The 12,350-nt window shown below is 75.1% G+C and carries 8 protein-coding genes and 1 pseudogene; 5 read left to right on the top strand and 4 right to left on the bottom strand.

Annotation, left to right across the window (positions count from 1 at the left end; all coding sequences use genetic code 11):
- The first annotated feature begins 10 nt into the window (after positions 1-10).
- Positions 11-1,234 carry a condensation domain-containing protein gene (locus ACGF1Z_RS14120; protein WP_393003490.1) on the top strand — a complete coding sequence of 408 codons (1,224 nt, stop codon included), beginning with the start codon at positions 11-13 and terminating at the stop codon, positions 1,232-1,234.
- Positions 1,235-1,367: 133 nt separating this feature from the next.
- Here ACGF1Z_RS14120 and ACGF1Z_RS14115 read toward each other — a convergent pair whose 3' ends face one another.
- Entirely contained in the window at positions 1,368-2,372 is a 1,005-nt protein-coding gene (locus ACGF1Z_RS14115) for an aldo/keto reductase (protein WP_393003488.1), read from the bottom strand.
- A gap of 205 nt (positions 2,373-2,577) precedes the next feature.
- On the opposite strand from ACGF1Z_RS14115, the gene ACGF1Z_RS14110 reads away from it, so the two are divergent.
- Positions 2,578-4,230 carry a sigma-70 family RNA polymerase sigma factor gene (locus ACGF1Z_RS14110; RefSeq protein ID WP_393003486.1) on the top strand — a complete coding sequence of 551 codons (1,653 nt, stop codon included), beginning with the start codon at positions 2,578-2,580 and terminating at the stop codon, positions 4,228-4,230.
- Between the two features lie 247 nt (positions 4,231-4,477).
- A pseudogene (locus ACGF1Z_RS14105) lies at positions 4,478-5,065 on the top strand (DUF998 domain-containing protein); the annotation flags it as partial.
- A gap of 55 nt (positions 5,066-5,120) precedes the next feature.
- Here the strand turns inward: ACGF1Z_RS14105 and ACGF1Z_RS14100 are convergent.
- The gene (locus ACGF1Z_RS14100) at positions 5,121-5,939 is read right to left on the bottom strand and encodes an SDR family NAD(P)-dependent oxidoreductase (RefSeq protein ID WP_393003484.1); all 819 of its coding nucleotides are present in this window, start codon (positions 5,937-5,939) and stop codon (positions 5,121-5,123) included.
- A 241-nt stretch (positions 5,940-6,180) separates the two neighbouring features.
- Here ACGF1Z_RS14100 and ACGF1Z_RS14095 point away from each other — a divergent pair, with 241 nt between their 5' ends.
- Positions 6,181-7,602 carry an amidase gene (locus ACGF1Z_RS14095; protein WP_393003482.1) on the top strand — a complete coding sequence of 474 codons (1,422 nt, stop codon included), beginning with the start codon at positions 6,181-6,183 and terminating at the stop codon, positions 7,600-7,602.
- A gap of 189 nt (positions 7,603-7,791) precedes the next feature.
- Here ACGF1Z_RS14095 and ACGF1Z_RS14090 read toward each other — a convergent pair whose 3' ends face one another.
- Complete coding sequence (locus ACGF1Z_RS14090; RefSeq protein WP_393003480.1) at positions 7,792-8,904, bottom strand: alpha/beta hydrolase; 1,113 nt, start codon at positions 8,902-8,904, stop codon at positions 7,792-7,794.
- A 450-nt stretch (positions 8,905-9,354) separates the two neighbouring features.
- Between ACGF1Z_RS14090 and ACGF1Z_RS14085 the strand changes: the two genes are divergently transcribed.
- Positions 9,355-10,752 (top strand): APC family permease, encoded by a 1,398-nt coding sequence (locus ACGF1Z_RS14085; protein WP_393003478.1) that lies wholly within the window; start codon positions 9,355-9,357, stop codon positions 10,750-10,752.
- Positions 10,753-10,819: 67 nt separating this feature from the next.
- Here ACGF1Z_RS14085 and ACGF1Z_RS14080 read toward each other — a convergent pair whose 3' ends face one another.
- Positions 10,820-12,304, bottom strand: coding sequence for an MFS transporter (locus ACGF1Z_RS14080; RefSeq protein ID WP_393003476.1), 1,485 nt, complete (start codon positions 12,302-12,304; stop codon positions 10,820-10,822).
- Positions 12,305-12,350 lie beyond the last annotated feature (46 nt).

Genomic DNA, 12,350 nt, shown 5'->3' with positions numbered 1-12,350 from the left:
GCGGCCCGACGTGACGGAGCGGCGGAGCGCGCCGCTGAGCCCGGCCCAACTGGCCATCTGGATGCACGAGCAGGTCTCCGCCGAACCCACCCTCTACATCGAGCACGCCTGTTACGAGATCCTCGGCGCCCTCGACGAGGACGCCTTCGCCGCCACCGTGGAGCAGGCGATCGCCGCCCACCCGGCGTTCACCGCCGCGCTACGGATGCGGGACCGGCTCCCCGAGATGGTGTACGGCGCCCACACCATCGCGGTGGAGCGGTGGACGGTCGGCGCGGACGAGCTGGACGGCACGGTGGAACGCGAGTCGCTCACCGGGCCGTCCCTGGGCGGCGGGCCGATGAGCCGCTGTCTGCTGCTCTCGGTCTCGCCGGGGCGGCGCGTGCTGCTCCTGGTCTGGCACCACCTGGTGGCGGACGGCGCGTCGCTCCGGGTGTTCCTGCGCACCCTGGAGGCGCTCCGGTCCGGCGCCGCCCCCGCCGCGGCGGTCCTTCCGGAGACCCCTGCCGCCCCGGCGGACACGGCCGCCCGAGCCCGCGCGGTCGCCGAACGGGTCGGCATGCTCCCGGTGCGGGCCCTGCCGGCCCTGGAGGACGGGCCGGGGCGGTCCCGGCACCTCGTCCTCACCGAGCGCGCGGGAGCGGTGCCGGGCCTGGCCCGCGCCGCGACCGCGGCCCGGGTCACCGTGCCGATGCTGCTCACCGGCGCCTACCAGCGGGCGGTGGGGGAGGTGCTCGGCCTGGAGGAGTTCCTGCTCGGCTGTGTCGCGGCGGGCCGTGGGACGCCGGGCTCCGAGGACCTCGTCGGCTGCTTCGTGAACACCATCCTGCTGCGCGCCGACGGGCGTCCCGGCCGTCCGGACCGCGAGCTGCTCCGCACGAGCGGCCGGGAGCTGACCACCGCGCTGGCCGACCAGGACGTCCCCTTCGGCGCCGTCGCCGGTCAGCTGCTGCGTGAGGCGCGGCCGCGCCCCCGGTACTTCCCGCAGATCTACCTCAGCATGGACGGCCCGCACCCCCTGCACCTGCCGGGGCTGGACTGCCGGCGGGTGCGCGTCCACCATCCGCAGGCCAAGTTCGAGGTGGCCCTCATCGTCGAGTTCGACCCCGACGGTGTCCAGGGAGTCCTCCAGTACCGCACCTCCGCCCTCACCGACGCCACGGCCCGGCGCCTCCTGGACGCCTTCACCGCCCACGTACGCCGACTGGCGGGCGGGCGGCCGGCGCCGTCCTGAGACGTGCGGCACCGCGGGCGGGTACGGGTCCCCCCGGGACACCGCGGGCGGGTACGGGTGCGCCCCCGGCACACCGGGGCGCGGCACCGTCACCCGACGGGCCCGGGGCCCGGCCGGGGGAGCGCCCGGGCGGTCAGGCGCCGGCCTCCTCCAGGCGGGCCAGCTGCCCGGCGGAGAGCGTGACACCGAGCGCCGGAAGGGCCGCCTCGTACTGCTCCAGGGTCCGCGGGCCGATCAGCGGGATCGCCCGCGGCGCGGTCTGGTGCAGCAGCCAGGCCAGCACCAGCTGGTTGGGCGTCACGCCCACCTCGGCCGCCACGGCGCCGAGCACCTCCAGCCGCGCCTCGGCGTCGGGACCCGCGTACCGTTCCATCATCCAGTGGTCGCGGCGCTTGGCCGGGTCGTCGTAGATGCCGCGCAGGATCGGCGAGTACGCGACGAGCGCCAGGTCCTCATGGGCGCGCAGGTAGTCCAGCTGCTCGTGGTCCACGACCGAGGCCGCGTCGAGACCGGTGCGCGGCCGCAGGTACGAGTGCTGCTGCTGCAGGGCGACCGGCGCGGGCCAGCCGTGGCGCTCGCACAGGGCCCGGATGCGCTCCAGACGCCAGGTCCGCACGTTGGACCAGCCGATGTACCGGGCCTTGCCCGCCCGGACGATGCCGGCCAGCGCCTCCAGGGTCTCCTCCAGCGGTGTGGCCCGGTCGTCCACGTGGATGTAGAAGAGGTCCACGTGGTCGGTGCCGAGGCGGCGCAGGCTGTCGTCGATCGACGCGTACAGCGTCTTCGCCCCCGCCCCGTCGTAGCGGGCCAGGTCCCAGTCCGCACCGCCCCCGTCCCGCCGGGCCTCCTCCGCGTTCACCACGAGGCCCGCCGCCTTCGTCGCGAGGAACACCCCGTCGCGCCGCCTGCCCCGCGCCATCCAGCGCCCGAGCACCTCCTCGCTCTCGCCCCCGTCGCTGCCGGGCCGCTCCCACCAGCAGTAGCAGTTGGCGGTGTCCAGGAAGGTGCCGCCGGCCTCGGTGAACCGGTCGAGCATCGCGACCGAGGTCGCCTCGTCGGTCCGCGTGCCCATCAGCATGCATCCGAGACCGATCGGGCTGACCCGCTCCCCGGTCCGGCCCAGTTCGACGTGCTGCATGGAAGTCCCCCTCGCGCTCGGCTCGTTGACGGACCCCACGCTAGGTGGTGGAGTGCACGCGAAGGCAAGCCGGACGGCGCCCCGCCGGCACGTTCGAACGGTTCTCGAAAACTTCTTCGCCGATTTCCGTTATCGTGCGCCCACCGCTCGATCTCCCAGATGTTGGGCATCGGCAACAGGCAGGACGAACAGCATGACGCAGGGGATGGCAGAACCGAACGGCACCGAGCTCGTCAGGGCCGCCCAGAGCGGCGACGCGGCGGCGCAGGACCGGCTCGTCGCCGCCTGGCTGCCGCTCGTCTACAACATCGTGGGCCGGGCGATGAACGGCCACCACGACGTGGACGACGTCGTCCAGGAGACCATGCTGCGCGCGCTCGACGGGCTCGGCGGTCTGCGCTCCCCGGACAGCTTTCGGTCCTGGCTCGTCGCCATCGCCATGAACACCCTCCGCGCCCACTGGCACCGGCAGCAGGCCGGCGTGGCCAACGGCGTCCTGGACGACGCCCGCGACCTCGCCCAGCCGGGCGCGGACTTCGTCGACCTCGCCGTCGCCCGGCTGCAGCTGTCCGGCCAGCGGCGCGAGACCGCCGAGGCCACGCGCTGGATGGAGCCCGAGGACGCCGCCCTGCTGTCCCTGTGGTGGCTGGAGTGCGCCGGCGAGCTCACCCGCCACGAGGTCGCGGCCGCGCTGGAACTGTCCCCCGAGCACACCGCGGTCCGGGTGCAGCGCATGAAGGAGCGTCTGGAGACCTGCCGCGTGGTCGTCCGGGCCCTGGCGGCCCGGCCCCTGTGCCCCACGCTCGGCTCCGGACTCGGTACCTGGGACGGCCGGCCCTCCCCGCTGTGGCGCAAGCGCATAGCCCGGCACGCCCACGGCTGTCCGCACTGCGCCGGCCTGTGGCAGGGCCTCGTACCCGCCGAGGGGCTGCTCGTCGGTCTGCTCCTCGTCCCGCCGGCGGCGCTGCTCCTCGGCGGTGTCCGCGAGAGCGCGGGACTCACGCCGCAGCTCGCCGCCGCGGCCGCGCCCCGCCCGGCCGGGCCCCGGCCCGGTGCCGCGCGCGCCCGGCACGCCGCCAAGCCGGGCGGGCAGGCCGCCGCGGGCGGCACCCGGGGCGCCCGCCGCAGGGAGGAGCAGCGCAGGCGGGGACGCCGCCGGGCCGTCGCCGCCGCGGGCCTCGCCGTGGTGGCCGTCGCCGGCGGGACCTTCCACTTCCTCACCGGTCCCCAGGGCGGCGACCCGGACGCGGTCGACGTGACACAGGCGGCGGCCCCCGACACGAGCACCCCGGACGCACGGCCGCAGACCACCACGACCTCGCCGTCCGCCTCGCCCTCCGCCACGCCGAGCCGCTCCACCCGGCCGACCCCGCCGCCCAGGCCGACGCCCACCCGCACGACGAGGAAGCCGTCCCCGCCGCGCACGACGACCCCGGCGCCCCGCCCGGAGCCCACCGCCACCGGCGGCGGGTCCGGCGACACCTCCGACGCCCGCGAGGTCGTCGACCTGGTCAACGCCGAGCGGGCGCGTGCCGGCTGCGGGCCGGTGACCGAGAACTCCCTGCTGACCCGCGCCGCGCAGGGCCACTCCGACGACATGGCCGCCCGCGACTTCTTCGACCACACCAACCCCGACGGCGACGGCCCCGGCGAGCGCGTCACCGCCGCCGGGTACCGCTGGTCGACGTACGGCGAGAACATCGCGAAGGGCCAGCGCACCCCGGCCGAGGTGATGGACTCCTGGATGAACAGTCCCGGCCACCGCGCGAACATCCTCAACTGCGCCTTCCGCGAGATCGGCATCGGCATCCACACGTCCGGCGGGCCCTACTGGACGCAGGTCTTCGGCGCCCGGTGAGCCCGGACGGCGGCGGCTCCGGGGCCGCGGCGGTCCCGTTCCCCGGCCCGCGGAACGGCCCGCCGCCAGGCGGCGTCACTTCCCCGGCCGGCGGCCGGCTCCGTCCCCGGGCCGGTGTGCGTCCCCGGGCCCGCGGCGAGGCCGTCCCTGCCGTTCCCGGTCGACGCGGGCGCCGTTTCCCGGCCCGCGGCGAGCGCGCGCGGCGTGCTGCGTCGCCGACCGGCGATCACGCGCCTACGGTGATCCGATGCGACCCGTTCCGATGTGGGCCCTCGTGCCGTCGGGCTGCGCCCCCGTGGTGCTGGTCGGCGGATGGACGACCGCGGCCGCGCTCCAGGGGGCGTCCTACGACTCCGTCCGGCAGACGATCAGTGTCCTGGCGGCGTACGGCGCCGCCGGGTTCTGGGTGATGACCGGTGCGCTCGTCGCCCTGGGCGTGTGCCATCTCGGCACCGCGTGGGGGCTGCACGCCGCCGCCCCCGCGGGCCGCGCGGCGCTCGCCGCCGGAGGCCTGACGGCCCTGGTCGTGGCGCTGTTCCCCACCCCGAGCAGCGGCGGCTCCCTGCGGCACGGCTCCATCGCCGCCACGGGCTTCACCCTGCTCGCCCTGTGGCCGGTCCTGGCCACGGCCCGGGGCGCCCGTCGCCCCGCCCCCTGGGCGCTGCGGCGCGGGCCCGCCCTCGCGGCCACGGGTTCGATGGGCGTCGCGGCGCTGTGGTTCGTCTTCGAGGCGGACGCCCGCGGCGCCGCGGGCGTCGCCGAACGCCTGGTGACCGGCATGCAGTCGCTGTGGCCGCTGGTCGTGGTCGTCTCCTGCCTGTGGCAGCAGCGGCGGGTGAGCGGCGCGGCGCACCGTAGCGCGCCGGCCGCCGCGCCGGAGGCCGGCGCCCTCAGGCCTGCGGGGCGCGCGGCTCCAGGTGGAACGCGAAGCCCAGGGTGCCCGGGTCGAGGGCGGTCGCGCCGCCGTCGACGGTGAGGACCGCCCCGTTGACGAAGGAGGCGGCGGGGGAGAGGAGCCAGGCGATCGCCTCGGCCACCTCGCGCGGTGCGCCGGGCCGTCCGGCCGGCAGCACCCGGGTGACCTCCTCGTACGCCGCGTCGAGGCCTCCCTCACCGAGGCCCGCCTCCTCGGCGAAGCGGTTCATCCGGCGGTCCGCCATGTCGGTGCGCACCCAGCTCGGGCAGACGGTGTTGGCGCGCAGCCCGGCACCCCCGTAGTCGACGGCGAGCGAGCGGCACAGCTGAAGGAGCGCGGCCTTGGAGGTGGAGTAGGCGGCGCTGCCGACTCCGTTGCGCAGCGCCGAGACCGAGGCGACCGCGACGACGGCCCCCTGGGCCTCGAGGAGGTGCGGAAGCGCGGTCCGCAGCAGGTGGAAGGGGCCGGTGAGGTTGGTCCGCATGACCTCGTCCCAGTCCTCCGGGGTCACCTCGCCCACCCCGCCGCCGCGGCCGATCCCCGCGTTGAGGACGAGGCCGTCCAGCCGCCCGTGCGCGTCGAGCGTCGCGTCGACGAGGGCGCGTACGGCGTCGGGTTCGCCGATGTCCGAGGGGACGGCGAGCGCGCCGGTCTCGGCGGCGACCAGGTGCAGGGGTTCCGGGCGGCGCCCGGAGACCACCACCCGGTGCCCCGCCGCCGTCAGCAGCCGGGCGGTCGCGGCGCCGATGCCGGTTCCGCCGCCGGTCACGAGGTACACGCGCTGGTCCGCCATGCTCGTCGAGCCTCCCCTGGGTAGCCGGTCGCGCGGGGTCCGCACCGCCGGGGCCGGACCTCCGTTGCCGTTCGCGGGCGGCGATCGCCCGGGTGTACCCGGGTGTCTCCGCCGATCCGTGGTGATCTCCGGTGATCATAGGAAGCGGATCGCAGGATGCGCGCGAACCCCTCGCGTGTTACTCGACGGTAGGCAATGATGGGGACCCACTCTTCACACGGCGGCGGGGGCTGAGACAGCGGTGACGACTTCCGAGGAACTGGCGAAGGTGCACGCCTTCCGGGACGACGCCCTGGGGGAGCACGACGCCGTCGGGCTCGCCGCGGCGATCCGGCGCCGCGAGGTCGGCGCCGCCGAGGTCGCCCGTGACGCGGCCGCGCGCGTGCGCGCGGTGGAGGACCGGCTGCACGCGGTGCAGGTGCACCGTGACGCCCCCGCACCGTACGAGGAGGGGCCGGCGGGCGGCGCCCTCGCCGGCGTGCCGACCTTCGTCAAGGACAACACCGACTACCGCGGCCTGCCCACCGGCCACGGCAGCGCCGCCTTCACGCCGAGGGCGGCGCGCCGGCACGCGCCCTTCGCCCGGCAGCTCCTGAGCAGCGGCGTCACCGTCCTCGGCAAGACCCGGCTGCCCGAGTTCGGCTTCAGCCCGACCACGGAGTACGAGAGCGCCGAGCCGGTGCGCAACCCGTGGAACACCGGCTACTCGGCGGGCGGTTCGTCCGGCGGCAGCGCGGCCCTGGTCGCCGCCGGCGCGGTGCCGATCGCGCACGCCAACGACGGCGGCGGCTCCATCCGGATCCCCGCCGCCTGCTGCGGACTCGTCGGCCTCAAGCCGACCCGCGGCCGGGTCGTCCCCAACGCGCAGAGCCGCCAACTCCCGCTGGACCTCGTCTCGGACGGCGTCGTGAGCCGCTCCGTACGGGACACCGCGGCCTTCCTCGCCGCCGCCGAGACGCACTGGCGCAACCCGAAGCTGCCGCCGCTCGGGCTGGTCGAGGGCCCCTCGGAGCGGCGGCTGCGGATCGGCCTCCTGCTGGACTCGCCGAACGGCGTCCGCTCCGACGCCGTCACCCGCGCGGCCGTCACGGAGACCGCGCAGCGGCTGGAGGGCCTCGGTCACACCGTCCAGCCGGTGGAACTGGCCATCGACCCCCGCTTCACCGACGACTTCCTCACCTACTGGGGAATGCTGTCCTTCCTCCTCGGCGTCACGGGCCGCACGCTCGGCACCGGCTTCGACCGGCACCGCATGGACGGCCTCAGCCGTGGGCTGCGCGAGACGTACCTGGAGAACTGGCGGGCCACCCCGGGCGTGGTGCGGCGGCTGAAGCGCACGGTGGAGGCGTACGCGGCGGGCTTCCGCGGCCTCGACCTCATCCTCTCGCCCGTGCTCGCCCACACCACGCCGGAGCTCGGCCGGCTCAGCCCGGACGTCCCGTACGCGACGCTGGTCGAGCGGATCCTCGCGTACGTCGCGTTCACCCCGGTCAACAACGTGGTCGGCACACCGTCGCTGTCGCTGCCGGCGGAGCGCACGACGGAGGACGGGATGCCCGTCGGTGTCATGTTCTCCGCGCGTCCCGGCGACGAACGCACCCTCCTGGAGATCGCGTTCGCGCTGGAGGCCGAGACCCCGTTCCGGCGCATCCAGGACGTGTGACCACGGTCCGGACCCGGTCGGGGCGAGGAGCGGGTGGCGCGGCGGCCCACCGGGCACCAGCACGGACCCGGCGGCCGCCGGCAGCGCCGTCCCCCGGCGCTCACGAAGCCGCCGGAGGCCCGTCCGCGCCGGGGGTGGGCGGGGTGCGGGGCGGACCGGCCCGGGCGTGCAGGCGGTCGCCGATCCGGGTCAGCGCGGGCTGAGGGCCAGCCGCAGGGCGCCCGCGGCCTCGGCGGTGGCCTCCCGGAAGCGGTGGCCGATGCCCAGGAAGTTCACGTATCCGTGGACGAGGTCGGGCTGGCGGCTCAGCGCGACCGTCACCCCGGCCTCGGACAGGCGGCGCGCATAGGCCTCGCCCTCGTCCCGGAGCGGGTCGAAGCCCGCCGTGGCGATGTAGACGGGCGGAAGGCCGGAGAGGTCGTCGGCGAGCAGGGGCGAGAGCCGGGGGTCCGCGCGGTCGACGCCCTCGGGGGCGTAGTGGCCGGAGAACCAGTCCATGTGCGCGCTGGTGAGGAAGAAGCCGTCGGCGAAGAGCTGCCGGGAACGCCGGTGCCGGGTGGCGTCGGTCGCGGGATAGAACAGGAGCTGGAAGGCGGGTGCCGGTCCGCCGCGCCGGGTCGCCAGCTGCGCCGTGACGGCCGCCAGGTTCCCGCCCGCGCTGTCCCCGCCGACGGCGATCCGCGCCGGGTCGACCCCGAGGTCCCCGGCCTTGGCGTGGGCGAAGTCGAAGGCGGCGAGGGCGTCGTCGACCGCCGAGGGGAAGACGTGCTCCGGGGCCAGCCGGTACTCCACGGACAGCACGCGGACGCCCGCCCGCTGGGCGAGGAAGCGCGCCGTGTTGTCGTGGCTGGCCCGGCTGCCGACGACCCAGCCGCCGCCGTGGAAGAAGACCAGGAGCCCTGACGGTCCGTCGAGTCCGGCCGGTGTGTACAGGGTCGCGGGCAGGTCTCCGTACGCGACGGGTATCGCCACGTCGCGCGTGCCCACCGGTTCGATCGGCGGGCCGCTCACCAGGTGCCGCCCGACGTCGAGGGCCGCCCGGGAGTGCGCGACTCCGCGCGGGCTGACCAGTTGCTCGCCGGAGAGCCGCTGCAGCCGCAGCAGGAGCTGCGCGTCGAGGGCGAGTTCCTGGCCGTCCCGCCGCACGGGCGCGCCCGCGAGCAGTCGCCGCAGGGGCCGGGGCAGCGCGTACGCCCCCCGTACGACCGCGGCCTGGACCCGTACCTGGAACGGAATCGTCATCGCGCCCTCCTGGGCCGTGGTCGTGGAGGACTCCCCGCGCAGGAAGGAGTCCCCGCGCATTATGGGACCGGACGGCGACCGGTGGCGACCCTCCGGCGGGGCGCCATGCGGGCGGGGCGGCGGGCGACCGCCGGTCTCCCGGGCTTCGCGGGTGCGCCGGGCGGTCCGGGCAGGCATGCGCCCGAGCGAGGACGGGGCCTCGTCTCGAAGGGTGGACGGCGGGGCGACCCCAGGGGGGCGACGGGTAAAGCGCGGGAAAAGTCCTCCCCGGGCGGCTGCGGTTCCCGCACGGAGCGTTTTCCGGCGTCTTGACGCGTCCTTGATGCCCTGCCGCCTCGCCCCGGCCGGTCGGAACGACGGATTCCGCAGCGGGCGGGGCATTGACCTGCGGTTCCGTGCGGGCTTCCATTCAGGCCCGGGAGCCACGGACCCCCCTCATGATCACCGGCCGCCTCGGAGGCGATACCGCTCCCGCCAGGAACCACCGCACGCACCGATCGGAACCGCCTGATGACCGACACCCTCAGCGCACCGCACGCGCTGGCCCCGCAGACCGGCCCCGTGCCGCAGAAGCTCAAGCGCTCGATCGGTGTCGTGGGCGGCACCCTGCTCACGCTGTCGTGCGTGACACCCGCCTCGACCCTCTTCGTGGTCGTCCCGGACCTGTTCGGGTCGGTCGGCACGTTCACCGCCCTGACCATCGCCATCGGGTCGCTGCTCTGTATCGGCGTGGCGTTCTGCTACTCCGAGCTGGGCACCCTCATCCCCAGCGCGGGCGGCGAGTACGCCATCGTCTCCACCCTCACGGGCCGGCTCGCCGGCTGGCTGGTCTTCGTGCTGTCGCTGCTGGTCGTGATGATCGTGCCACCGGTGATCGCCATGGGCACCGCGGACTACCTCGCGCCCCTGGTGCACATCCCCGCCCCGATCGCGGGCGCCGGCGTGATGCTCCTCGCCACGCTCGCGGGCCTGCTCGACCTGCGGGCCAACGCCTGGATCACCGGCATCTTCCTCGTCCTCGAGGTCGTCGCCGCCGGCATCGTCGCCGTCCTCGGCTTCGCCCACGCCCAGCGAGGCGTCGGCTCCCTGGCGCACGGCGAGGTCGCGGCCGGGGGCGGCACGCACTCCCTCGTCACGGGAGCGCTGGTCGTCTCCGGCCTGGCCATCGCCCTCTTCGTCACCCAGGGCTTCTCGACGGCCGTCTACCTCTCCGAGGAGCTGGAGAACCCGCGCCGGAACGTGGCCCGCACGGTGCTCGCCACCCTGGCCATCTCCACGGCCGTCATCCTGGTCCCCGTCGTCGCCATCACCCTCGGCGCGGGCGACCTGGAGACCCTCACCGGCGGCGACATCAGCGGCATGATCGGCGCCTGGTCCAACTCCGCCGTCGGCACCTTCATCAGCCTCTGCGTCGCGCTGGCCATCATCAACGCCGGCATCGTCATGGTCATCCAGAACTCCCGGGTGCTCTTCGCCTCCGCCCGCGACAAGGCCTGGCCGGAGCCGGTCAACAACGCCCTCTCCCGGCTGGGCCGCTTCGGCTCCCCGTGGGTGGCCACCCTGGTCGTGGGCGTGCCCGGCGCGGCTCTGTGCTTCGTCAACCTGGACACCCTCTACGGCGTCACCGGTGTCTCCGTCACCGGCATGTACCTGCTGGTCGCGGTGGCCGCGCTGTTCAGCCGCCGGGGCGCGCACCGCGAGGTCGGGGCCTGGCGCATGCCGCTGTGGCCGGCCGTCCCGGTGCTGCTCATCGGCGTCCTCGCCTACGTCCTGTACATGCAGGACACCGAGTACCTGCTGTGGACCGGCGGCATCACGGCGGTGGCGACCCTCTACTGGGCCCTCTACCTCCGTCCGCGTCAGGACACCCGCTGGCTGGTCAGCATCCCGGAGGACGAGCAGGTCTGACCGGACCCGGACACGACCGGGGGCCGGGACGGTCTGAGACCGCCCCGGCCCCCGGTCGTGCGCCGTGTCAGGCCGCGGGCTCGGCCGTCTTCGCGACGACCGGGGCGGCCGGCGCCGTGGCGGGCGCCTCCTGACGGGTGCGCAGCCCGAAACGGGCGATGACCGCGACGAGGGCGAAGGCCACGGCGCCCACGCCGAACGTGAGCGTGAAGCCGGACTCCGCGGGCAGGGCCGGGACGCCGGCCGGCAGGTGCTCGATGGTCTTCGAGGCCAGGATCGTCGTGACCACGGCACTGCCGATCGCGCTGCCGGTGGAGCGGGAGATCGAGTTGATGCCGTTGGCTATGCCGCTCTGGTGGTGCGGAACGCTCGCCATGATCACGGCGGGCATCGCCGCGTAGCCGAAGCTGACGGCCGCGCCGACGACGACCCCGGCGCCGATCACGGAAGCCGTGTGCCCGTGGTCCAGGACGAGCCAGCCGAAGCCGACGGCGCCCAGGACCGCGGCGAGGGCCAGTGCCGTCCGCGGACCGCGATGGCGGACGAGCTGCCCGCCGACGGGGGAGGCGAGCAGCGACACGATGGCGCCGGGCAGCAGGAACTCCACCGAGGCGCGCAGGATGGACGCGCCGAAGCCGTAACCCGTCAGCGCCTCGGGCATCTGGACCAGGTACGAGACCCCGAGGAAGTTGGCGAACATCCCGAAGCCGACGAGCACACCGGCGAGGTTGGCCATGAGCACCGGCCGGTGCACGAACATGCGCATGTCGACGAGCGGTTCGCGGACCCTGAGCTCGGTGAGGACCCAGACGACGGTCATGACGGCGGCACCGGCGAAGCTGCCCAGCGTGCGCGCGGAGGTCCAGCCCCACTCGTGGCCCTGAGAGATGGGCAGCAGGAGCAGCAGCAGGGTGAGGCCGAGGGTCAGGGCGCCCAGGAAGTCCGTGCGCCCGCCGGTCTTGTGGCGGGTCGCGGGGACCAGGAAGACCACGGCGAGGAGGGCGAGGGCGGCGAAGCCGGTCGCCATCCAGAAGGCGGAGCGGTAGTCGGCGTCCGAGCCGGAGGTGAGCAGGCCGGTGGCGACGAGCGCGAGGCCACTGCCGAACGCCAGGGTGCCGCTGACCAGGGACATCGCACCGGGCAGCTTCTGCGGGCGGACCTCCTCGCGCAGCACGGACAGGGCGAGCGGGAAGATCGCGGTGGCGGCGCCCTGGAGGACGCGGCCGAGGATGAGCAGCGGGAGTGAGGTCGCGAGGGCCGCGACGACCGATCCGGCGACCATCACGCCGAGGACGGCCACGAGGGTGGGCTTCTTGCCGTGCTGGTCGCCGAAGCGGCCGAGGAGCGGCGTGAAGACGGCGGCGGACAGCAGCGTGGCGGTGGTCACCCAGCTGACGTTCGCGGCCGAGGTGCCGAGGTCGGCACGGATGAGGCCGAGGATCGGGACCGGCAGGGTCTGCATCATCGACACGACCATGGCGGCCAGGCTGAGCGCGAAGACGATGACCGTCTCGCGGCGCTGCCCGGTGGAGGGCGGAGGGGTGTTGCTCATGAGGGGCGGACCTTCTCGGTGCTTCAGGGCCTAGATGTTTGACTTC

The sequence above is a fragment of the Streptomyces sp. NPDC048018 genome (assembly GCF_043202995.1).
GTDB lineage: Bacteria > Actinomycetota > Actinomycetes > Streptomycetales > Streptomycetaceae > Streptomyces.
Note: the sequence above shows the minus strand (reverse complement) of the source record. Positions and strands in the feature narration are given on the sequence as shown.